General features: G+C 54.8%; 19 protein-coding genes. 7 read left to right on the top strand and 12 right to left on the bottom strand.

Translation table 11 applies throughout. The features are described from left to right. Positions 1 to 20: 20 nt before the first annotated feature. The 4 genes from KJW29_RS33700 to KJW29_RS33685 form a co-directional block, all read right to left on the bottom strand. On the bottom strand, positions 21 to 527 hold the full coding sequence (locus tag KJW29_RS33700) for a CYTH domain-containing protein (RefSeq protein WP_214627908.1): 507 nt from the start codon (positions 525 to 527) through the stop codon (positions 21 to 23). 19 nt (positions 528 to 546) lie between these two features. After that, complete coding sequence (locus KJW29_RS33695) at positions 547 to 1,224, bottom strand: serine/threonine protein kinase (RefSeq protein ID WP_214627907.1); 678 nt, start codon at positions 1,222 to 1,224, stop codon at positions 547 to 549. Positions 1,225 to 1,364: 140 nt separating this feature from the next. Continuing rightward, the gene (locus KJW29_RS33690; RefSeq protein WP_214627906.1) at positions 1,365 to 1,838 is read right to left on the bottom strand and encodes a GNAT family N-acetyltransferase; all 474 of its coding nucleotides are present in this window, start codon (positions 1,836 to 1,838) and stop codon (positions 1,365 to 1,367) included. 179 nt (positions 1,839 to 2,017) lie between these two features. Continuing rightward, complete coding sequence (locus KJW29_RS33685) at positions 2,018 to 3,154, bottom strand: slipin family protein (RefSeq protein ID WP_214627905.1); 1,137 nt, start codon at positions 3,152 to 3,154, stop codon at positions 2,018 to 2,020. A gap of 696 nt (positions 3,155 to 3,850) precedes the next feature. Between KJW29_RS33685 and KJW29_RS33680 the strand changes: the two genes are divergently transcribed. From KJW29_RS33680 to KJW29_RS33660, 5 genes are all read left to right on the top strand, one after another. Further along, the gene (locus tag KJW29_RS33680) at positions 3,851 to 5,170 is read left to right on the top strand and encodes a helix-turn-helix transcriptional regulator (RefSeq protein WP_214627904.1); all 1,320 of its coding nucleotides are present in this window, start codon (positions 3,851 to 3,853) and stop codon (positions 5,168 to 5,170) included. Beyond that, on the top strand, positions 5,157 to 5,972 hold the full coding sequence (locus KJW29_RS33675) for a WYL domain-containing protein (RefSeq protein ID WP_214627903.1): 816 nt from the start codon (positions 5,157 to 5,159) through the stop codon (positions 5,970 to 5,972). The genes KJW29_RS33680 and KJW29_RS33675 overlap by 14 nt, the downstream gene beginning before the upstream one ends. After that, complete coding sequence (gene thiD, locus KJW29_RS33670) at positions 5,969 to 6,835, top strand: bifunctional hydroxymethylpyrimidine kinase/phosphomethylpyrimidine kinase (protein ID WP_214627902.1); 867 nt, start codon at positions 5,969 to 5,971, stop codon at positions 6,833 to 6,835. Before KJW29_RS33675 ends, thiD begins: the two co-directional genes overlap by 4 nt. A gap of 328 nt (positions 6,836 to 7,163) precedes the next feature. Continuing rightward, the gene (locus KJW29_RS33665) at positions 7,164 to 8,057 is read left to right on the top strand and encodes a DUF4358 domain-containing protein (protein WP_214627901.1); all 894 of its coding nucleotides are present in this window, start codon (positions 7,164 to 7,166) and stop codon (positions 8,055 to 8,057) included. A gap of 80 nt (positions 8,058 to 8,137) precedes the next feature. Further along, positions 8,138 to 8,620: a hypothetical protein gene (locus KJW29_RS33660; protein WP_214627900.1), complete on the top strand. Its 483-nt coding sequence runs from the start codon at positions 8,138 to 8,140 to the stop codon at positions 8,618 to 8,620. Positions 8,621 to 8,646: 26 nt separating this feature from the next. Here the strand turns inward: KJW29_RS33660 and KJW29_RS33655 are convergent, their stop codons facing one another. The 3 genes from KJW29_RS33655 to KJW29_RS33645 form a co-directional block, all read right to left on the bottom strand. Next, a complete protein-coding gene (locus tag KJW29_RS33655; protein ID WP_214627899.1) occupies positions 8,647 to 9,819 on the bottom strand; it encodes an acyltransferase family protein in 1,173 nt (390 codons plus the stop codon). After that, a complete protein-coding gene (locus tag KJW29_RS33650) occupies positions 9,819 to 11,594 on the bottom strand; it encodes a class I adenylate-forming enzyme family protein (RefSeq protein ID WP_214627898.1) in 1,776 nt (591 codons plus the stop codon). Before KJW29_RS33650 ends, KJW29_RS33655 begins: the two co-directional genes overlap by 1 nt. A gap of 639 nt (positions 11,595 to 12,233) precedes the next feature. Continuing rightward, entirely contained in the window at positions 12,234 to 14,135 is a 1,902-nt protein-coding gene (locus KJW29_RS33645; RefSeq protein WP_214627897.1) for an FAD-dependent oxidoreductase, read from the bottom strand. Positions 14,136 to 14,286: 151 nt separating this feature from the next. Here KJW29_RS33645 and KJW29_RS33640 point away from each other — a divergent pair, with 151 nt between their 5' ends. Further along, complete coding sequence (locus tag KJW29_RS33640; protein WP_087569671.1) at positions 14,287 to 14,673, top strand: YtxH domain-containing protein; 387 nt, start codon at positions 14,287 to 14,289, stop codon at positions 14,671 to 14,673. 62 nt (positions 14,674 to 14,735) lie between these two features. Here KJW29_RS33640 and KJW29_RS33635 read toward each other — a convergent pair whose 3' ends face one another. The 5 genes from KJW29_RS33635 to KJW29_RS33615 all read right to left on the bottom strand — a co-directional run bounded on the left by KJW29_RS33635 (position 14,736) and on the right by KJW29_RS33615 (position 18,954). Further along, the gene (locus KJW29_RS33635; RefSeq protein ID WP_214627896.1) at positions 14,736 to 16,343 is read right to left on the bottom strand and encodes a hypothetical protein; all 1,608 of its coding nucleotides are present in this window, start codon (positions 16,341 to 16,343) and stop codon (positions 14,736 to 14,738) included. Further along, positions 16,327 to 17,037: an ABC transporter ATP-binding protein gene (locus KJW29_RS33630; protein ID WP_246608933.1), complete on the bottom strand. Its 711-nt coding sequence runs from the start codon at positions 17,035 to 17,037 to the stop codon at positions 16,327 to 16,329. The genes KJW29_RS33635 and KJW29_RS33630 overlap by 17 nt, the downstream gene beginning before the upstream one ends. 138 nt (positions 17,038 to 17,175) lie before the next feature. Next, entirely contained in the window at positions 17,176 to 17,979 is an 804-nt protein-coding gene (locus KJW29_RS33625) for a sigma-70 family RNA polymerase sigma factor (protein WP_087569674.1), read from the bottom strand. Continuing rightward, positions 17,976 to 18,449 carry an ATP-binding protein gene (locus tag KJW29_RS33620; protein ID WP_246608492.1) on the bottom strand — a complete coding sequence of 158 codons (474 nt, stop codon included), beginning with the start codon at positions 18,447 to 18,449 and terminating at the stop codon, positions 17,976 to 17,978. Before KJW29_RS33620 ends, KJW29_RS33625 begins: the two co-directional genes overlap by 4 nt. Before the next feature lie 10 nt (positions 18,450 to 18,459). Then, entirely contained in the window at positions 18,460 to 18,954 is a 495-nt protein-coding gene (locus KJW29_RS33615; protein WP_214627894.1) for a DUF948 domain-containing protein, read from the bottom strand. A 213-nt stretch (positions 18,955 to 19,167) separates the two neighbouring features. Here KJW29_RS33615 and KJW29_RS33610 point away from each other — a divergent pair, with 213 nt between their 5' ends. Beyond that, complete coding sequence (locus KJW29_RS33610) at positions 19,168 to 21,984, top strand: response regulator (protein ID WP_214627893.1); 2,817 nt, start codon at positions 19,168 to 19,170, stop codon at positions 21,982 to 21,984. Positions 21,985 to 21,991: the final 7 nt, after the last annotated feature.

The raw sequence follows: 21,991 nt of genomic DNA, 5'->3' as shown, positions 1-21,991 counted from the left end.
TCTCTCCCCCATTCCGAATTCTACCGTTGCCACTTCTCCCCTTGCAGCTGCTTCCAGACCGTCTTGTTGCTGTATTGCTTCTGCGAGCTGATGTCCTCGCCGAACCAGTCCGGCGCCTGAAACGCGTTAGCTTCGTCCACGGAACTGAATTCGACCTCCACGACGGATAACTCCAACTGATCGTAAATATCGATCTCGACAACCCTGCCGTTCCATACGGCCGTGATGCGCTTCTTCGTCAGCGGCAAGAAACCGAATGCATTCACCATCTGCTCGTAGATTCCCGCCGTAATCTCGTACTCGACTTCCTCGCGCACAAGCCCGTTGCCGTTCTTGAAGGTGTGCGTGTAAGTCACCTCTCCGTTCCCGAGCTCCTGGATTCGTCTAACGCGCAGCTCCTGCGTCTCGTCGATCGCGAGATACGTCTGCTCGATGAGCTGCTCCTTGTGCGCGGAAAGTACGCCTTCCTTGATCAAGACGGCGGGTTCCACCGCCAGCAAAAATTTTTTTTCGATCTCCAATGCCATACCGTTCCATCCTCCCGTTTCATTTGAATCTAGCCAGTGCGCGGTTCACCCTGGCAGCGATATCCTCCAGATTCAAGCTGGATTGATCCAGCTTGTTATAGCTTTTTTTAACGGCTTCCAGCAGCCACTCCGGTATGCGCCGGCCTTCGATGGCACCGTAGAACTTCTCGTACGCCCATACGAGATGCTCCCAGCGCTTGTCGTTGCCGCCTTCTACGTATTCGGAGACATCAAGCACTTTGCCGCGGCCGTTCTGCAGAATGACGTTCTTAAGATGAATGTCCCGCGGATTCAATCCGCGCTCCCGTACGAGACGCCTTGCTTCCTCGACGTCCCGAATCGCCTGCTCCGTCACCGGAATGCCTTCGATCAGACAGTCCTGAAGCGTCGGTCCGGGCTCGTAGCTGATGACGAGATAGTTCTCGCCCTCTCCGTGCAAGCTCGGAAAATACGGAATGCCAGCGAGCCGCTCGTAGACGTCGCGTTCGATGCTCTTTTTGTAAACGGCATGGTCCGAATACACCTTATACGCATACCGAGGCGTTCCCTCGTAATGAAAAACGGCCGCGTCCGTACCGATGCCGATGAGATTCAGCCCGTCTGCTTCGCCGATCACATCCACTTGACGGTTGCTTTCGTCGCCTATGACTTTAATGCGGGCGATGCATGCTTCCGCTGCTTTCCAATCTTCAGCCATCCTATTGGCCCCCTCGGTCGATTGCCTTACGATCTATCTTCCTTCATACCCAATAATGGGTTTATACGATCATGTGCAACTCATGTTTCGATTGCGGGGCATGCCATGAGTATACCATCTTCCGCTTGGGAACCGACTCTCTAGCTCAGCGATTTGATCATTTTATAATTTCTTAACGCAATCCCGTTACGAACGGGGGCTTGCTCCTTGACTACAACATAACCTCGGCGCTCGAAGAACGGCCTTGCCGTCACGCTTGCATCTGTATCGATCGTCGGGAGCCCAAGCCTGCCAGCCTCCGCTTCCAGCATCCCTACCAAAACAGATGCAATGCCCCGGCCTTGATAATCCTTGTGAACGAACAGCCTCTCCAGATGACCATGCTCTGTCATATCCGCGAATCCCGTTAGGGCGCCTTCGATGACGGCAACCAAAGCAAAATTCGCAGCCATGGATTCCAGCCATGTTGCCGCACGACGCTCCATGTCCTCCGCCGGCGCCCATGCATCCAACTGCTCCCGCGTATAATCCCTGCTGTTCACAGTATGTACCGTGTCATAGAACAAGGTTATGATCTCCTCTATATCCGAATCCTGAAATCCCCTGATTTCCATCCCGTATCGCCTCCATCCAAACGATCTAAGTATACACAATTACACCCCGCACAAACACATTGAACCGTTTTACTGCTTGTTACTCGCTGCCTATCGGACAAATAGCGTCGCCGGTGAGGCTGTTAGATTTTTAACCTTTCTTATCGCCAACAAAAAAACGCAGCGGACCGTTAAGTCCGCTACGTTCCGCTCGCACCGCCAGCTCCCCCCGCGCCATTCGCCGCAAGCAACGAGTTGAGTCCTTCAAGCAGGCTGCCACCGCCGCCCGTCAGGGAGATCGTGCCGATCTTCTCGCAGATCTTCTCCAGAAATTCCAGCTCCTTCAGACGGTACAAGGTGACATTCTCGTCCATCAGCTTCGCCGTGTTCAGAAGGCTTCTCGTGGATGCCGTCTCCTCGCGGCGCGTGATGAGATTGGCCTGCGCCTTCTTCTCCGCCAGGAGAACCGTGTTCAGAATATCCCTCACATCGCCCGGCAAAATAACGTCCTTCACGCCCGCCGACTGGAAGGCGACGCCATATTCCTCGCTGCGCTCGTTCAGCTTGCCCAGCGCGTAAGCGCCGATCTCCTGCTTCGTACGAAGCAGATCGTCCAGCTTCATTGTGCCGACGTATTCCCTAAGGATCAACTGCAGCAAGATGTACATTTGTTCGTCGAAGCCGCGAATTTCCAGCGCTTTGAGCGGATGAACGATGCGGAATTGGCAGACGAAGTTGAGGCGAAGCGTCACCTTGTCCTCCGTCATGATTTCCTGGCCCGTCATGTCGAGCTGCTGCTGGCGGAGATCGACGTTCTTCAGCGCGACGCTGACGGGTCCTCTCCAAAAGTAGTAGCGGCCGGGACGAAGCTCTCGCTGCAGAACGTTGTCGTAGAAGAGCAACCCCGTCTCCCAGCTTGCGACCTCGTGCATGTGATAGTAGCCCGCAAGCTTGGGCAGAATGGAGCGTTCGATTTCGGAGCCGAGCTCCGGTACCCGAACGTCGATCCGGCGGAAATCATGGCTGACGGCCACATTCCAGAAGGCGTACTTGCCGGGCGTCAGCAGTCGGGAAAACCTGCCGTCCTCGTAATGCAGAACGTATTCGTGATCGCCTACCTCCACGATCGCAAGCTCGCTCCGCAGCTCCGCGTCCTTCAAGAAAAACATCAGCTCCTTGCCGGGAACCGCGAAGGGCTCCGCAAGATTCATCATCGTCATCGTGTAGCCCGACCAAGCGGCGAATCGGTATGTGGCTGGGCGAAGCGGTTTGACAAAGCTTCCTTTTTTGAACAACAGGCCTCGCTGATCATTTCGAACCGTAAATGTATGTATCATGTTCATTGCTCCTTTCGTTGCGGCGACCTGATACGGAAGCGGCGCTACCGCTCCGGCAGCGGAACAGGGCTTGAGATGGGCGCTAAGACGGACGACAGGCATGCCCCTTATCCGGGCAGCGCTCGGCAATCCGGCTTCGATTGCATCACACTGCCTTTCCAGTAAACATTCTTCGTCCCTCGCGCCGATCGGGAGCCGCCCTGCTGCATAGCTCCGTTCGCGGCGAATCCGCCTTGGCGTCTTCGTCCGCTCCCGTCCCGGGGTCTTCTGGGGAAAATCATACTTGGACTCAATTATCAGTTGAGTGTTCTACCATGAGCTCGCTCTTAAAGCGATCGGGAGTCGAACCCGATTAATGGAGGTTCATAGCCTGCACGCGCACAGCATACGAGCGCATACTTGCGCCCGCACTGCGGGATGAATGGACATCCCCGCCGGGTTGCAACGCCAGTGCTTTATGAACCTTCTTTATCATAAGGGATGGCAAATACTGCGAACATGGCGAAAGTATTACGAGAGCGTTATGAACGTGAGAAGCACAGTCTCCCAGGCGATGACTTGGACGCATTATGGAGCTTGGAAGGATAGCGCCGTCATGCCCTTAGGCGAGGGGAAAGGAAATTTAAGCTTTGGGCACCTGCCGCAGAACTGTTACAATGAGTGGAACGCCAAACGGACCGTGAGAGGAGAGAAAGTATGGCCAGAGAAAGCTTCGACAAGGAAATCCAGTTCCTGCGTATGCTTGCCTTGACGAGCGGCGCCTACAGCCGCCAACAGTATGCGGAGAAGCTCGGCATCTCCGTCCACACCTTCGATAAAATGATGAAACGGCTGCGCGAAATCGCCGCCAGCTCGCTTAACGGACGAGACGGCGCCGCGGAGCAGCGCGACATGGCGGAGCTGCTGCGCTTTAGCTATCTGGATTCCTCGGACCCGCTGCTGCTGTTCCTGTTCCGCGCGAAGTCGCTCAAAGAATCCGAGAGCGAACGTCTATCGATTCTGCTCGGCGCGATGAAGGAAGGCGCCAAGACGGCTATGGAGCTGCTGGACGCTTGCAGCGAAGCCATGCCGCCGGAGCTCGCCTTGCCGGATGAGAAGACGATTCGCGGCGATCTGAAATATTTGGAGGGAGTAGGCGTCATTACCCGTGAGCCCGGTCCGCGCCCTTATCGGTACGCGCTGTGGGACAGGTTCGCAGGCTTGCTCGCGGAGGACGAACTGCTCGATGTGCACGACTACGCCTGCATGATGGCGAATACCCAGCTCCCATCCGTGCAAGGGTACCTGCTGCGGGACATGATGAGCAAGCTGCTGACGCGCGATCGCGGGTTCGACGCGGAGAGCCTGGACGTATTCCGCTACAAATACCATTATTACTCCCGCATACTGGACGAGGCCCACTTATTTCCGTTGTTCGAGGCCATCGAGGGGCGTTGTTATGTTTCTTTTCGTTATTTTTCGCCAAAAAAAGAGACCAGCTACTCCTCCCGCAACACCAATCCGCTCTTCGAACGCGAGGCCGGAGGCAATCGGGAAAGGGTATTGCCGCTCAAGATCGTCTACGATCATCAATACGGGAGATGGTATCTGCTAGGCTGGGGGGCGCGGCACGGGATCAAGAAGTACCGGCTCGAAGGAGTGACGGATCTGTCCGTGGGCGAAGCCGCCGACGCGGACAGCTGGAACGAAAAGCTTGGGCTGCTGGAGCAGCGCATCCGCCACAGCTGGCTCGTCGACACGGGCCGCAAGACGCTCGTCCGGGCTCGCTTTTATAAGCCGGGACCGTCGATCCCGGACTTTGTTCGCGAACGCGTGCTTCAGCAAGGACAATGGGGCGTCATTACGGAGGAGGATGAAATATCGTTCCTCTATGAGATCGAAGTCAACGGGATCATTGAGATTAAGCCTTGGCTTCGCAGCTTCGGCTCAAGCTGCGAGGTATTGGAGCCGGCGCGGCTCCGGGAAGAAATGATTGCGGAATGGAAGGAGCTGAGAGCGTATTATGAATCCCTTTGAGAAAATATTCAATTACCAGCTCCTCTCCCGCCTGCAGGACGGCGGCGCGGCGATGGTTACCTCCCACGAGCGCTCATGGCTGAAGTCCATGCTAGCGCATCCCGCCGCGGAGGAGGCGTTTCTCCCGGAGACGCTGGACAAGCTGCGCGACATGCTCCGGGAGGAGCCCGTCGTCGACTGGACGCCGCATCTGCTGCACAAGGCGGCCAGCAAGGAGAAGATGGTGTACCACCCCCATATCCGCACCATTCGCCGTGCCATCCATGCCTGCAGTGCACTTCGGATCGCGTACAGCGTTAAGAGCGGCGGCTCCAACGCCCACGAGAACGCAATTCCTTTCAAGCTGGAATACTCCATGGTAAAGCGGGAATGGTATCTGCTCTGGTACGACTCCCGCAAAAGCATGCTGATGAACACAAGGCTGTCGAAGCTCGCCGAGGTCAGCGAGAAGCCTTGCGATCCCGAACGCTTCGCAAGATGTACGGCCCAGGCCAAGGCTTATCTCGTCTCGCGCCGGGCCGAGGCCGTCATCGCCGTTGTGCCGGCCTATAACGAGGAGCTGTCGCGCATCCTGTACGCTTTCTCCTGCTTCGAGCGGGAGGTGTCGTTCGACGAAGAGCGGGACGAATACCGGATCAAGCTGTACTTCTCGCTTAACGAGCAGGAATACGTATTGTCGAAGGCGCGTTTCCTCGGCAAACGCATCCGCATCGTCGAGAACGATCGGCTCATCGCCCGCATGAAGCAGACCGTCTCCTGGGCGCTGCAACGATATGGCGTGGATAAGGGGGCGACGGAATGAAGGCTCAAGCTCCCAAAGGAGACGATGGCACCGTACGCAAGGCGCTGACGATTGCAGGGTCGGACAGCGGCGGCGGCGCCGGCATTCAGGCCGACATCAAGACGTTTCAGGAGCTCGGCGTTTATGGCATGTCGGCGGTCACGGCGGTTACTGCGCAAAATACGCTGGGGGTACGCGCCGTCTATCCAATGACCGCAGACGCCGTTGTCGCTCAGCTCGGCGCCGTAGGCGATGACCTGGCTCCGGATGCGGTCAAAACAGGCATGCTCGTCGGAGCGCCTATCATTGACGCCGTCGCGGATCAGGTTGCTTCCTTCGGCTGGCGAAATCTGGTCATCGACCCCGTCATGATCGCCAAGGGCGGCTCCGAGCTATTGCGGCAAGATGCGCTGCGCTCGCTAAAGGAACGTCTGCTGCCGCTGGCACGCGTCATCACGCCGAACATCCCGGAAGCGGAGACGCTGACCGGGATGAAGATCGCCACGATGGCGGATCGCGAAGAAGCGGCGCGGCTGCTGGTTGCGATGGGGGCCGGCAGCGTCGCTATCAAAGGCGGACATGACGAATCGACGCGAGACGTCACCGTCGATCTGCTGTACGACGACGGCCGCTTTCGCTACTGGGAAAGCCCTCGCGTTGATACGAGGCACACGCACGGCACAGGCTGCACCTATTCGGCCGCGCTGGCGGCAGGACTTGCAGCGGGACTGAACGTCCCCGAAGCCGCCGAACTCGCCAAGTCGTTTATCCGCGCGGCCATCGAAGACAGCCTGGACATCGGCTCGGGACACGGTCCCACCAATCACTGGGCGTATGGACGGCGGGCACGCGGCTGCATCACTCCAAATCCTTACACTAACTAGTGTGTTCAGTTCGACTTTGTTGGTGTCGCAGAAACTCGTGCCGTTCCGGCGCGTCTCTGAGCTACTTTTCCGGCGTAGCAGAAACTCGGCCGTTCGGCGCGTTTCTGCGAGGTTTTGCCGGTGTCACCGAAACTCGAGCCGTTCTAGCGTGTTTCTGCGCTGCTTTGCCAGTGTCACCGAAACTCGGCTGTTCGGGCACGTTTCTGCGCTGCTTCGCCGGAACTATCAACATACTTGGGTACGGAGTCATAGCTTTTACGCCTTCTGCAACCTTACTCTCTCTCCTCCCGTCTAGATGTTCGACATCATGACGAGGAGAGATTACATAATGAATCATCGCACACCTTGGCTCAAAATCGCAGCTACTCTCACCATCGCCCTATCGCTGGTCGCCTCCGGCTGCAGCAACGGGAGCAGTAACGACTCCAACGGAAGCAGCAGCAACGCCAGCCAGACGGAAACACCGGATCAGAGCGCCTCGCCGGAAAATTCGCCTGCGGACGGAACATCAAACCCGACTGCTTCACCTTCGACGGAGTCTTCAGCTCCATCAGAAGAAGCGGAGGCAGCTCCTTCCGCGTCCCCACCAGTGGATGCGAATCGACCCGGAACTAAACCATCCGCATCAGCCTCGGGCAACGCTGGCGAGAAACCCGCCCCGAGCGCCAAGCCGACGGTCAAACCCGCGGAGAAGCCTGCGGCTACAGCAAAGCCGACGACTAAGCCGACGACTAAACCTACAACTAAACCTACTGCGAAACCAACAACTAAACCTGACGCCAAGCCTACCGCGAAGCCCAGCCCGACGGCCAAGCCCGATACTCCTGGCGCTAATGTGGCGGTGAGTGATATCGCGGCCAACATAACGGGTGACATCGAGTTGCCGGCGCTTATCGAGGTTTCCGGAGAGCAGATCAAAGACTTCTACTACTTCGACGGAGCCGAACTGCTCGAGGAAGGTATATTCAAACAAGCGATGATGAACGTCAAAGCAACGGAGCTGGTCGTCGTCAAACTGAAATCCTCTAAGCACTATGATGCGGTTAAGGAAGGTTTAACGAAACGCGCCGAGGACATCATCGAGACGTTCTCGACCTACCTCCCGGACCAATACGAGGATGCCAAAAACTATCAAATTATCCGTAACGACAACTATGTGCTGTTCTCCATCTCGCACGACCAGGAAGCCATCAAAAAGGCATTCGAAACGTCTTTCAGTTAATTGCATCCAAAGTCTCCGAATCGGAAAATAATAAGAAGCTTCCAGCCCCACTTGCTGTGGTTCTGGGAGCTTCTTAAGTTTTGTATGCGCAAGGCAACCGAAACGACATTCTACTCGTGAATTTTGCTGGAGTTGCCGCTAATCAAGCTGTATGGGGCTTCGCGGCGATATGTAACCCGATTTTTTCGGGCTACAGCACTCAAAGTAGCTTCGCAGCGCTCTGTAACCCGATTTTTTCGGGCTACAGCACTCAAAGTAGCTTCGCAGCGCTCTGTAACCCGATTTTTTCGGGCTACAGCACTCAAAGTAGCTTCGCGGCGCTCTGTAACCCGATTTTTTCGGGCTACAGCGCTCAAAGTAGCTTCGCGGCGTTCTGTAACCCGATTTTTTCGGGCTACAGCACTCAAAGTAGCTTCGCGGCGATATGTAACCCGATTTTTTCGGGCTACAGCACTCAAAGTAGCTTCGCGGCGTTCTTAACCCGATTTTTTCGGGCTACGAGTGCCAACAAGCAGCTCTGCAATTACATAAGAGAAGCTGATCCCGCATCGTCACCCTCGTGACCTTGCGAAAACAGCCTCCATTCAGTTCAGCCTTTAAATTTATGGGCGGTCATCCCCGCGGAAGTCCGCGTCTGCCGCTGCGACCCAATCATCGGGTCGGAAGACATTCCCGCCGCCGCTTCCACCTCTCCTGGCGATGCCGCGCGCTCACCCGCAAGTCCGGACTTGCGGCTCCTGCGATAAAGCAACAGGGTCAGCGCCGCGCATTCGGCGAACGTAAGCAGCGATTGCAGCATCTGCTGCCACAGGACGAGGTCCAAGCTTCCACCCCAGCCGAACAGAATCTTGTTTAATCGCATTAGCGGGATATGTCCGACGAACGTGACGATGCTGAATAGATTCAGCAGACGATGATGCGCCGTTATGGTCGCGTTGCGAATGCGAAGCACGCCGTAGAACAGAAGCGCCGTATTCGGCAGCATGGCGAATGTCAGCTTGTAGGCATCGCTCCAAGGTGCGAGAGTCGTCAATAACACCGTCTCCGCAGCCGTGGCGCCAATCGCGAGTACCGCAACCAAGCGGACATTCATCCTCAGGAATAGCTCCTCGTATTTCGCCAATAATGCTCCCATCACGACAAATGTAAGCCCGAAACCCAGATAACGAGTGGCGCCTGTCGACAAGAAACCTGGCAGCGACGCAATGTCAACCTGGCCCATCCCCGTAAAGCTGAGCAAGCTGCCCGAGGCTAACTGGACGACACCATACATTACAGCGAGCATGATAAGAATCATCTTAAGAGACAGCCGGTTCAACAACCAGTAGGCTGCGACGGAACCGAACAGCAAGGGCGGAATGAACCACAGCTGGAGCAGCGGGCCGTTCACGAACACGGCCATCACCAATATTTTAGCCTGCAGAATGAGGTTGGATAATCCCAGTCCGCCTTGGAGCAGCGCGGGCACATTGAATTCGGCTGCGAACAACAGGCAAAAGACGGCGTATACGGCGGCGATCCGGAGCCAATATTTCCTGACGTAGGCTCCTGGCTTAGAAGCATGCGACCACCCCTTGTACAGCAGGAAGCCCGATACGACGTAAAAACACGGCACGACGACACGTCCCTCCAACATAAGGAATGACGCAAGCGGCGGCAGGTCCATCGCAACCATGGATGGTATCAAGAGAGCGTGCGCAACCAGCACGAGAGTCGCGCCGGCCAGCTTGAACAACGTAATGCCGGGGTAGAACCGCCTCATTACGCATGTCTCCGCAGCGAGCCAAGCTCCTGCAGCACCAGTTGCTTCATCTCCGCTACGGATACTTTGCCCGTTCCGGACATGGGCAGCTGGGACAGGAAGATCGTTTCCTTCGGCAGCTTGAACGCAGACAGGTACGGAGCCAGCTCCACCCGCAGGCGCTCCGCCGACAACTTGGCTCCCGGCTTCGGCACGACGCATGCGCAGATCTGCTCCCCGTACAGCTCGTCGGGAATGCCGAGCACCATCACATCCTCTACATCGCGGATTCGCAGAATCGCGTTCTCGATTTCGACCGGCGAGATCTTTTCGCCGCCCCGCGAAATGATCCGGTGCATTCGTCCCGCAATGGTAAGCTGATTCTGTTCGTCGATCGTGCCCAGATCGCCCGAACGGTACCAGCCGTCGTGCTGATGGCAAGGGCGCTCCGCCTCGTCGCGAATATATCGCATGACCCGATGCCCGCGAATAAGAATTTCCCCCTGCTCGCCGCGTGGCAAGGCTAGCCCCGTCAAGGGATCCTCGATACGGATCTCGATGCTTCGGTCAACCTTGCCCGCGAGACTGTATTTCTCGCTCATAAATTTATCGTAAGGAATAAGTCCGCCCAGCAGCCTGGTGTGCTTAAGCATGCGGTATAGAAGCGGCAGCACAATCCCCCCTCCCATCAGACAGGTGCCGCTCGCCACCGCCCCCGCCTCGGAGGAGCCATAGCTGACCAGAAAAAATCGCAGCTTCAGCTCGTCCGTCACACGCCTGATAATGACGGGGTTAACGGCAGCCGAAGTAAATGCCACTCCAATCAGCGATGTCAGATCGTACCGGCTTCTCTCGGGAGCGCCAATCACTCCCTGCAGCATATACGGCGTGCCGACAAGTACCCTGCAGCGTTCCTTCTCGATGACTTCCAAAGCTTGCATGGGGTTGTAGCGGCTAAGCATGACCGTGGCGACGGGTGCGCTTGTCATCGTCGTAAGAATCGTTGCGAAGCCCCCCATGTGGTAGAGAGGCAGCAAATTCAGCATATTAAATCGCGTCATGATCCAACTGTTCGCTTTTGCCGTTAAGGTAGCTAACCGGCCTCGTCCCGGCTCCTTAGCCGACGGCGCAAGAAAGGAAGCCGTCGTACGCAGTACGCCCTTTGGCTTGCCGAGCGTACCCGAGGTGAACAGCAGCACGAGCGGGTCGCGAGCCGCCGTTTGCTGACTTGCTTCCCGGAATAGGGCATCCTCTTCTTCCTTCGTACCAATGCTCGTCGCCAGCTCCCGATAGGAACGGAAGCCGCATCTGTCGCCATCTGATCCGCCGCCAACCACGAATATTCGCTCCGCTCCGGGCAGCCAATCCGGCAGTGAGCCATGACGCGTCTTAAGCTCCTCCGCCAGTTCTCTTGTCATGGCGGGATACTGCTGCTTGTGGCCTTCCGCTCCAAGCAGCAACACAGAGGGGGAAGACTCTTCGAGATACACGGCCAGCTCTTCCTTGCGGGAGTAAGCATTGAGCGGTACCAGTATCGCGCCCAAACAAGCTGCCGCATACATCGCGACAATCATTTCCATTCGCCCTGTCATCAGCAGGGCGACCTTGTCGCCTTTGCGCACGCCAAGACGGCGCAACCCGCAGGCAAGCGGACGCACCTCCGTCCAGATGTCGCGCCAAGTGTGTCGTTGCCCCCACTCAGGAAAACAATAAGCAACCGCGCCCGGATGCTCCAAAGCCCGTTGCTCCAGCATTGCAGGAACCGTGCCCGTTTGATACTCGCTGCGCCATGCCATCCTTCACCTTGACCCCCGATCTTGTTATGGAACACATTATCTACTATAACACCATTTTTGTTCTTAATAAAGAACATTCTAGTAAAGAAAACCTCTCGCAAGGCCTCTCGAAGATGAGCGAACTCCAGCTTTGCAACGCAAAGCCTCTTCTGAAGCGTTAGGTAGGTGTTATCGCCAATCCAGTTGCATTGGTAACTCAAATAGCGGGCTGCGAAGCTTCTCATTCTTTTGACTAATGGGGGTCGATTGAAGCGAGTGGGAAAACCTCCCACTAAATTTATCAATCGCCACTCCCTGGATAAAATTAAGGGAAAAGTACCCTCTAATTCGCCCGAAACCATCAATACAGACTCGAAAGCAGCGAATTAGACGGCGTTTTTCCCTTTAGTTAGAAAAATTCGAGGGTATTCTTGTGATTAGTGGGAGGTATTCCTCCAAATTTCCCCACCCGCTGACACCCGTACCGCTAAGAGCCAACTCCCAAATGGTAATGTAGGGTCACGGTCGGTGTGAAGGAGAAGGGTGGGATTAGAATCTGCACCGCGCGCAGCTCCCAACGCACAGTGTCCCCCTAGCAGCAATATCGAGGGTATAGGTTTATATATGCGCATTAAAGGGATATGGCTGGCAGGTTCACACTTACCGATATGTCACGCCCGCATGTCTGGCGACGGCGTCTCGCACCAGCATGAATGTCTCTCCGTTCGTCAGGCCGCCGGGATGGCTGATCAGCGACCAAGTCGCTGGCGTTATCCAACCCCGCTTCTTTAATTCAGCTACCGCTTGCTCACGATTAACCTGAACTCCCGACGTCAGCAGCAACGCATGGGCAGCATTTTCAAGCGTAACCGGCTCCCCCGACTTCAAATAGCCGGCCATCACTCCATCAGGTTTGCCCCGGAAATAGCGGGGATGCATCTTGACCAGCCTCTGCATCATCGTCAAATATCGGTCCTTGCTCGACAGGCCGTCCAGATCCCAGCGATTATTGTCATATCCGCCCAGCGTCATGCCCATGCTGACCGCGGCCAGCAGTCCCGGGTAAGCCGGATGGCCCTGATACGCCGGCTGCTTTGCTTCGCGCATGCGAAGGTCCATGCCTTGGCCGCGCAGCATAGCTTGGAGCTTCGAGATTCCGCTCCTTGATGCGGCCAACTGCCGGAACGATATTCCCTCGTCTAGGGCCAGCCTGGCAGCTGCTCCGGCCGCTTCTCCCGTCGCCATGCCGAGCGGGACGACACGGGCGCTGCCATGAGGCAGCGAATCGAAGCTGGCGGATCTCCCGACGACGAGCAGCCCATCGATTTCTTTGGGAACGAGGGTTCTAAATGGAACGCCGTATTGCCGGGGCGACATCATAATCGCGCCGTAATCACCTCGTCCAAGCCGCTGGATATCGACGTCGTAAGAGCCATACGCGATCGCATCCCAGAAGTCCCGGTTCTCCATCAAATCCGCCATCGTCAGCCGATATTCCCCCTGCATATGCCGACTTTCGCGTACATACAGCTCCGGCGCCGTGCCGGCGTAGCTCAGATCTTTCATTTCCTCGAACGTTGTTTTCAAAAACTCCACAATTAGCGGCGCTTCCCGCCTCCCGATCCGCAGCCCTTCCTGCACGGAGAGCGGATCGAGAGGATCTACGCCAAAAATATGCATGGCGTTGACGAGTATCGTACCGTCTTTCTGCCTTCCAATGTTCAATCCGCGCAGCGCCACCCTGTCCGGATTGGAGGAGGGATAGTTGCTCGCCTCCAGGAACCCCCATGCGCTGCTTTGATCCACGCCGGTATCCTTGCGTCTGCCGAAGGATTGCCAAATGTCCTCCGTCATGCCGCTTAGCTTGAACACGAGCGTAACGGCCATGCGCGCATCCGGATTGCCAAGATCCTCGCGCCCGACGGTGTAAGGCGCGCCGGCCAGAGCGGCAATATCGCCATCCTGCGTCGCGTCGATGACCGCCCGCGCTTGCAGGACGCGGCGTCGCCCGTTCCCATCGGTAATGGCCAGTCCCCGGACTGCTTTACCTTCTAGCTTGGGTTCCATGGATTTGACACCTAATAGAAGCGAAATATTCCTCTCGTCTCTGACCATTTGCTCGAACAGATCTGCCGCCGCATTAGCATCAAACGAAGTCCCGCCAAGCTGATCGTACCACTGCTGGAAGATGCCCTTGTTCAGAAAATCATAATTCCCGCTCCGCTTCGCCTCGGCAGTCTGCTGAGGAGCCAGATTCAGATCCAGCGAATTAAGCCAGCCCATCGTGAGCAGGCCCCCCAGCCGATCTCGCCCTTTGCCATCTACGAGCAGCACACGAAGTCCGTTCCTCGCCGCGGACAATGCTGCAGCAATCCCCTCCGGGTCTGTCCCCGCAACTATAACGTCATACTTCTCGATTGCCGCCTTTGAAAGCGTTAATCCCACGGCCTCCGCAGAACTGGCACTGGGGCGCGATGCCGTGTCCATGAACCAGGGCAAGCCGATCGCAATGGCAAGGAGCAGCCATACAGCGGCGACAATCCATTTCTTTTTCGGTGACAATCCTTCTCTTCATCTCCCATCTGGATCAGATGAAGTTATATTTTACAGAATGGAGGAATTATAACCGAGTGATTCAAGTTCGGGGGGATGGGTTAAGTAGAGTCATAAGGCAAGGACGCCTTTACCAATTCGAGAACAGGAGTGATCGCATATGTCTAAGGAACAAGGATCAAGTGGCATCGTAACCGGGGCAGTAGTAGGAGGACTCATCGGAGCGGCGGCAGCCCTGCTCCTCGCGCCGAAGTCTGGCGAGAAACTTAGAGCCGATTTGATGAACGCGCTGCAAGCATTTGGGCAGCGTACGAAAGAGGTTGCCGCAAGCGTCTGCGAAAACACGAAGGAAGCGGCACAAGGAGCCGTTGAGGGCGTTAAAGGCGCAGTAGACGGCGTCAAGGGAGCGGTTGACGGCGTAAAATCCGATATCAATTCCATGGCACCGCTGCAAGACGATATTCAGCGCCTCGGCAAGGAGATGGACAAAATGCCAACCAACTCCGAGGTTAAGAGCAAAGGGCTCCAGCCTGACCCGGCGCAATAAGCGGGGTTATCGCAGGGCCACGCGACAGATTGTCGCGTGGCCCTGCGCCCGCATGTCCGATTTTATTTGACCCGGAACGTTCTTGCCCCGTGCTTCCGCACCAGCATCAAAGCGACAATCAGGTACAGCAGAGTCGCGCCGACAATGACAATCGTAAACGAAGAAGATGGCCCGCGCCAAATAATACTAAAACCGCTCGCAAATGAAACAAGCAGGTTTACCGCAAAGAAAAGCGGATTTTTGACATTCAGCTCCGTCGAATACGGCTGGAGATAGTAATACATAAACAAGTGGTGAACGGAAGAGAAAATCGCCAGAGAGATGACGCAAGCCCATACCATAAGCAGCTCAAGATGGAGCCACTCGCGCCCCGTTGCGGCTGTGACGGCCGTAATCGCTAAACCGAGGGTTGCGGCAATAAGCAGATTATTTTTGACCATGACGCCCAGCCGGATTCTAAAGTGATCATAGGCCGAACTGCGGTAAAAGCTGTACCTCATCAGACTGAGATCGCAATTGTAGAACATGGCCTTGCATATACTATCGCCGACAGACAGGAAGTACATGGTCAGAACCAGAAAAGGAATGATGGTACCCGTATTCCATTGCTGTCCCTGCAGTTGCCCGCGGAATAGAAGCATAAAGATGACTCCGACTACTCCAATTGCTCCTATGATGACGAGTCGTTTGTTAATCGGTCCGCGAATCAAGCTCCGATGCCTCATGAAAAACAATTCGTTAAGGTATGCATGGCCTTCCTTTTTGATCAGCCTGCCTTTCCCGACAAGCACGGCGTCATAATCGCTTTGCTTCGTTTCCACGCTTTTCTTCTGCGCATCCGCCATCATACGGCCCATATTAAGCAGCGGGTCGTCTCGCTTAGTGGCGGCATCAACGGCTTCTCTGTATCCCATATAACGAGCCAGTTGGAAAGCAGCAAACACCCCTCCCAATGGGATCGCGATATACAGCGGCAGATTAAGAAGGACGTTATCCGTTATGGGAGCCGCACCAAGCAGCAGCGGCGCATACGCCCCGGCATATCCAGCCAGAATAACGCTCCAAACAATCGCTGTTTGTTTAATCAATACCACGCCGGTCCGTTCAAAAAGCTTGAGATGCAAATATTCGCTTACAATACGCCACAGCGCAAGCAGCACCGTCAGCATAACGGATTCCAAGATGGAGGCTCCCAGAAGTCCCGCGAATAATAACATGGCAGGCAGCAAATAGATGCCGAAGGTCGTATAACGGTAGGCCAGCGTAGTTTTCATATAGCGTGCTGGCGACAATCTCATCAGCTTAACCGCGATATATTTCTCCCGCTTGGGCTCCAGGATGGTCGCGCTGCTGACAGCCGCTATCACAAAGCTGACGATGGTAAAAATATGTATAAACTGACCAAGTTGCTCCGCCTTCGTCAAATCTTCTCCTATACTCACGACAGGCAGATAAATCAAAAGTCCAATATACATAAATCGGAGCAGGAAACCCCATATCCATGAAAGCAGGAGCGCGGCGACGGAAATGATTTTTTTAAGCTCAAGATTGGCGTAAATCGTGCTTTTGATAAGCTTGCCCATGACCGGGAGCTTCTGAATGTAGAAGATAAGCAGGTTGGCAGCGATGGATGTGCGAATCGCCAGCAGCGTACTAAACATTCTCAGCATGCTCATCATCCTTCAACAGATTAATGACGGATTGCTCAAATTCCGCACTATGAAGCAGTTCGGACGGCACTGCGGACAATTCTCCCTTATGCAAGACAACCAACTCGTCGCACAGATCGGAGGCCAGTTGCAGAATATGGGTCGAGAAGATGAGAATATGATCCTTCTTGAGCTCCTTCAGCATTCGCTTCATCTCCAGAGCCACAATGACGTCGAAGGAGGTTAGCGGTTCGTCCAGCAAAATAATCGGAGGTTTCGTGATGAGGAACAACAGCATCTGGAGCTTGTTTTTCATGCCGTGCGAATATCCCTTGATCAGCCGATGCCGTTCTTCCTCCGTCATGCTCATCATTTCGAAGCAGCCATCGATCGTCAATTCCGTTTGCAGCTTGTTCTTATTGATATCCATAAAAAATTTAACAAACTCATACCCGGTCAGAAATTCGGGCAGAATAGGCAGCGAATAGACGTATCCCACGTCTTGTTCGGTTATCTTCCGCGTACGGCCGTTCTCTTCCAGCAGCACCTGTCCGCCATCCATTCCCTTCTCTCCGCTTAAACAGTCGAACAGCGTTGTTTTTCCCGCTCCATTACGGCCCAGAAGTCCGTATATCTTACCGCCGTCAAAGCTGAAGCTTGCGGACCGCAGAACCTGTTTGTCGCCGAATTGCTTGTCGATATTTTCTATGATCATACGCAAGGATGGTTTCCTCCTTTCCTAGGCTCCTAAAAAATGCCTTCATGCAGTTAATCCGCCCCCAATGATGCTTGGCGGCGTTTATTAACAGCATAAAGGCAATTTGCAGCAGAACGCAAGGACAACGCGAAATGCTTAGTCATCCCGTTCTTCCAGAGCCTCGGCGCTTTCGCCGTAATCATCGCCCAGAAGCTCGCGAAGCTTGCCGATCGCGCGGCGCTGTATGCGGGACACGCTCATCTGGGAGATACCCAGTTTGGCTGCGATTTCGCGCTGCGACAGCCCGCTGGAGTAGACCAGGGTCAACACCTTGGCTTCTTCATCCTTGAGCTTGCCGAAGGCTTCCTGGAGATCCAGACGACCATCCAGCGTCAGCATCTCGTCGTTATTGGTGCTGATCATGTCGCCGATCGTAGCAGCGCTTTCTCCCTCGGAGGACAATGGCGTATCAAGCGACACATATTGGTACGATTCTCTGGATGTCATCACCTCTATGGTTTCTTCAACCGACAGCTCCAGATAATTCGCAATCTCATCTACATTCGGCGAACGGCCAAGCTGCACGGATAAGTCGTCGATCGCGCGTCCGAGCAGCAAGCCCTTCTCCTTAAGGCGCCTCGGCACCTGAATATACCAGGACTTGTCCCGCAAATAATTTTTGAGATGTCCGACTACGCTCTTCATCGCGTATGCTTCGAACGGAATTTCACGATCTGCATTATACTGCGCGAAGAGCCGCAACATAGACATCTGGCCAACCTGATACATATCCTCGTACAGATCCGGCCTGCTCCTCGACAGCTTGCCCGCCGCCATCCGAACGATTGGCTCGTAATGTCGGAGGAGCGCCGTCGCGGTATCGTTACAGCCCGTCTCTTGATACTGCTCCAGAAGCTGCATCGTTTGCTGCGGAGTCAGCTCAGAGGAACTTGAATTCATACCATCTCCTCATTTCTGCTCATGCGCTTGGTGAGTACAACCTCCGTACCGTTATTCACCCGGACCTTGACTTCATCCATCAACGCCCTCATCATGAACAAACCCAGGCCGCCGATCGGCGCATCACTGATAGGGGTCCCTTGCAGCCCGGCCGTTCTTATCGGTTCGGGTCGTTCTTCACGGGCGCCGCCGTAATCTCTTACGGTCATAGTCAGACCATCCTCATGGCAAATAAACTCTACATCGACCTCGCCTCTGTCATCATTTCCCTTATAGGCATGGAGGATGGCATTAGAACAGGCTTCTGTCACCGCAACCTTCATATCTTCAATATCCTCATAAGGGAATCCCGCTTTGGCGGCAATGGCATACAAAGCAGCGCGGACAATATCCAGATAGTCGGCTTCCGCGGGTATGCGCAGCTTGATTGGCGAATGGCTCATCATATACACGTTCCTCTCCGTCTTCATCTAGTATAACTCAGTTGGCTTTCATTCTGCTCCAGATCTTAACCGACGATGCAACCATCTCTGCAATGGCAGCTGCCGTCTTTCTAATCTGGGCTCCGCTATTGCCCGCTCCCGCAGACTCATGCCCCATTCTCGCAGCATTGGAGATGCCGGCGCGCGTCGCTTGTTCCGTCTTCGCAGTCGTCTTCTCTAGCACGCCTGCCGCCGCATGTTTCGCGGCCGTCGTGAGTGCATGCGCCGCTTCTCCGATGTCGCTGACAGTATGAAACAATCCATCGAGATCCTTCAGCTTGCGCCTTGCGTCAACCGTAACCGCATTCGTATTCTGAACAACTTCCCTGGCCTCGCTGCTCATCTGCAGCACTTCCGTCCGGAGCTCGTTAACGGTCCGTTTGGTCTCCGCAATAAACGTCTCCGCTTGTTTGACCGTCCTAGTCACCGCTAAGACCAATATGATGAGAGATACGGTGATCACGACCAAACAAATGCCGATTAGAATATTCATTAAGGTCACCTCAATTCATGGTTTATGATGCTCTATCCGTTCTTACCCCGCCGAAAGTCTCTTGAAACAGCTGGAATAAGCCGCCTCCGAATTGGGTAATGGGACGATACATGCTATAATGGTTAATAGTTTAAGAGAGGCTGTTTATAGAGGTTGTTTATAAATTAAATCGTTAATTTAGGACGGAACCTATAATGAGAGGACCACTGCCCTATGTTTAAAAATATGAATTACACCATTCGCATGAAGATCGCGATTGGTTATTTGCTTATCATTTGTTGTCTCGGAATTACGATCGCCGTCGTATCCGAACGAATTAATACTTTGCACAATGAGATGGAGCAGATTATTACCCGAGACCTGGAGATCCAAAATTTTATAACGAATATTCGATACAACGTAGTCAGCATGGAGACCAGCCAGCGCGGCTACCTTCTTACGGGCAGACAAGCCTATCTATTGCCCTACCAAGAAGGCAAGTCCCAATGGGAAGCCAACCACAACAGTCTTGCGGCCTTGCTTGACAATAACGCGAGCGCGCTCAAAGAATTGGAAGCGATCAAGCTGACGATTCAGAACTGGATTAACACCACCGGCGAACCGACAATCGCAATGAGGGCCAATAACGACACAGAGGGCATCCAGACGTTTTACCGGAACGATCCCGGCAAAGCCGATATCGACAAGCTCCGGACTCAACTGGAGGATATGCGCTTGTCCCATATCGACGATACCAAATCCTATATTCTACAGCTCGAAAGCCGCAATCGCGTCGTCACTCTGAGCCTGTATATTCTGCTATTTGCAGTCGTCATTGTTTCGTTGCTCATCGTATCCTTTGTCTCGAGCTCCATCGTCAAGACGATACGGCAGGTTTCCTCTACAATTGCAGGGATATCCGTTGCAAAGGGAGATCTTTCGAAGCGAATACATGTGAAAACAAATGACGAGATCAAGGAGCTTGCCGAGGCTACAAATGCCCTTCTTGTCAGTCTGGAGGCCCAATCCTGGATTACAACCCGGGTCGCGGAGATTGCCACGATGACGCAAGGCCTGAACAATCTGGAAGAGCTTGGACGATCATTCCTAAGCCGCGTGGCTCCCATGGTCGGCGCACCTTACGGCGTCTTCTATATCCGAGGTGCCAAAGGGTCGGAGCCTCGCATGAACAAGCTGGCGGCTTATGCGGAATCCGGTGATGCAGAGGCCAGGGCAAGCTTCCGGTTCGGCGAAGGTCTCATCGGTCAATGCGCGATGGATAAAAGAACGTACCTGCTGAGCGCGCCTGACGATTACAAAGCCGGCATTCAATCCGGGACGACCGAGCTTCATCCTCGCAATCTGCTTATTGTGCCCATCGAATACGAGGGCAAAGTCGTAGCCGTTGTCGAGTTCGCTTCGCTTGAACCGTTTACTGCCCAGCATCTGAAGCTGCTCGAGAGCATCGAGGACTACTTCGGCGTCACCATCGACAATGTAACGGGCCGTATGGAAGTAGAGCGCCTGCTGAGCGAGTCTCAAGCTCTCACGGAGGAGCTGCAGACACAGACCGAGGAGTTGCAGGCGCAATCCGAGGAATTGCAGATGCAGCAGGAAGAGATGCGAATGACGACAGAGCATCTGGAGGAGCAGAACCTCTTTGCCGCACAGAAAACCAGGGAGCTGGAGCATGCCAAATCCGAATTGGAAGCTTACGCCGAAAAGCTCAAACAGAGCGCGCAGTACAAATCCAACTTCCTTGCCAATATGTCGCATGAGCTTCGAACGCCGCTTAACAGCATCCTGATCCTGTCCCAGATGCTCTACGAGAACGAGAACAAGCTGCTTACGGAAGAAGAGGAAGGTTATGCCCGCGTCATCCATTCGTCCGGGAATGATCTGCTCTCTCTCATTAATGATATTCTGGATTTGTCCAAGATCGAGGCTGGCAAAATCGCTCTCGTCATGGATGACGTCAATGTAACCGAAATTCCGGAAATGATGAGGATGCTGTTCGACCCGGTAGCGGACAAAAAAGGCATTACGTTCCGCATCGAGCTGCAGCACGATATTCCGAGCGTTGTCCGCACGGATGGTCAACGCCTCCAGCAAATTCTGAAAAACCTGTTGTCCAACGCGTTCAAATTTACCGAGTCCGGTACCGTCACGTTAAAGCTCCATCAGGCAGATCCAGCTGTTGTGGCGGATAAGATGCCCGGCAGCGCCCCGGAGGAGCTGCTTGCTTTCTCCGTCGTCGATACCGGCATAGGCATACCTAGAGACAAACAAGATCTGATCTTCGGAGCGTTCCAGCAATTAGACGGCAACACAAATCGCGTGTATGGCGGAACTGGCCTGGGACTCTCCATCTGCAACGAGCTTGCCAATCTGCTAGGCGGATGCATCGTCGTGGAGAGCGAGCTTCATAAGGGAAGCTCCTTCACCCTGTACTTGCCGGCGACTCATTGTGCCGCAATCGAGCTGGAGCAGGCGTCTATGCAAGCGTCGGCTTCCTATTCTGCTCCGGGACGTCCGTTCGCGGACGTAAACGTCGGTGATAACGCGACGGCAGCCGATTCTCCTCCGATTTCGCAATCGGAGCCCGTAAAGAACGCGCCTGCCGCCGCAAGCTCTGGAAAGGACGTTTCCGAAGAAACCGCCTTGTTCCTGGGCAAGCGGGTTTTGCTGGTGGAGGACGACGAACGCAATATTTTTGCGATTGACAAAGCGCTCAAGAACAAAGGGCTGGAAGTCGTTGTCGCACGCAATGGACGAGAATGTTTGGACATCGTAGCAAGCGACTCCGACTTCGATCTGGTTCTTATGGACATTATGATGCCGATCATGGACGGCTTCGAGACGACTCGCGCGCTGCGTGCGGATGAAGCCATGCACGACAAACCGATCATTGCGCTCACGGCCAAAGCGATGAAGAGCGACCAGGAAAGCTGTCTGCAAGCAGGTGCTTCGGATTATATCAGCAAACCCATCCACATGGAGCAGCTGTTCTCGCTGATGAGGGTTTGGCTGACAAAGCAGGTGGGACATTAATGCCGGA

Source organism: Paenibacillus agaridevorans (genome assembly GCF_018604145.1).
In the GTDB taxonomy this organism is placed as follows: Bacteria; Bacillota; Bacilli; order Paenibacillales; family Paenibacillaceae; genus Pristimantibacillus; species Pristimantibacillus agaridevorans.
This window is presented reverse-complemented; position numbering and strand designations above follow the sequence as displayed.

Bases quoted from the DNA above. Each gene is read 5' to 3' on its own strand.
- KJW29_RS33700 (WP_214627908.1), bottom strand. From the start codon at position 527: ATGGCATTGGAGATCGAAAAAAAATTTTTGCTGGCGGTGGAACCCGCC.
- KJW29_RS33695 (WP_214627907.1), bottom strand. From the start codon at position 1,224: ATGGCTGAAGATTGGAAAGCAGCGGAAGCATGCATCGCCCGCATTAAA.
- KJW29_RS33690 (WP_214627906.1), bottom strand. From the start codon at position 1,838: ATGGAAATCAGGGGATTTCAGGATTCGGATATAGAGGAGATCATAACC.
- KJW29_RS33685 (WP_214627905.1), bottom strand. From the start codon at position 3,154: ATGATACATACATTTACGGTTCGAAATGATCAGCGAGGCCTGTTGTTC.
- KJW29_RS33680 (WP_214627904.1), top strand. From the start codon at position 3,851: ATGGCCAGAGAAAGCTTCGACAAGGAAATCCAGTTCCTGCGTATGCTT.
- KJW29_RS33675 (WP_214627903.1), top strand. From the start codon at position 5,157: ATGAATCCCTTTGAGAAAATATTCAATTACCAGCTCCTCTCCCGCCTG.
- thiD (WP_214627902.1), top strand. From the start codon at position 5,969: ATGAAGGCTCAAGCTCCCAAAGGAGACGATGGCACCGTACGCAAGGCG.
- KJW29_RS33665 (WP_214627901.1), top strand. From the start codon at position 7,164: ATGAATCATCGCACACCTTGGCTCAAAATCGCAGCTACTCTCACCATC.
- KJW29_RS33655 (WP_214627899.1), bottom strand. From the start codon at position 9,819: ATGAGGCGGTTCTACCCCGGCATTACGTTGTTCAAGCTGGCCGGCGCG.
- KJW29_RS33650 (WP_214627898.1), bottom strand. From the start codon at position 11,594: ATGGCATGGCGCAGCGAGTATCAAACGGGCACGGTTCCTGCAATGCTG.
- KJW29_RS33640 (WP_087569671.1), top strand. From the start codon at position 14,287: ATGTCTAAGGAACAAGGATCAAGTGGCATCGTAACCGGGGCAGTAGTA.
- KJW29_RS33635 (WP_214627896.1), bottom strand. From the start codon at position 16,343: ATGCTGAGAATGTTTAGTACGCTGCTGGCGATTCGCACATCCATCGCT.
- KJW29_RS33630 (WP_246608933.1), bottom strand. From the start codon at position 17,037: ATGATCATAGAAAATATCGACAAGCAATTCGGCGACAAACAGGTTCTG.
- KJW29_RS33625 (WP_087569674.1), bottom strand. From the start codon at position 17,979: ATGAATTCAAGTTCCTCTGAGCTGACTCCGCAGCAAACGATGCAGCTT.
- KJW29_RS33620 (WP_246608492.1), bottom strand. From the start codon at position 18,449: ATGAAGACGGAGAGGAACGTGTATATGATGAGCCATTCGCCAATCAAG.
- KJW29_RS33615 (WP_214627894.1), bottom strand. From the start codon at position 18,954: ATGAATATTCTAATCGGCATTTGTTTGGTCGTGATCACCGTATCTCTC.
- KJW29_RS33610 (WP_214627893.1), top strand. From the start codon at position 19,168: ATGTTTAAAAATATGAATTACACCATTCGCATGAAGATCGCGATTGGT.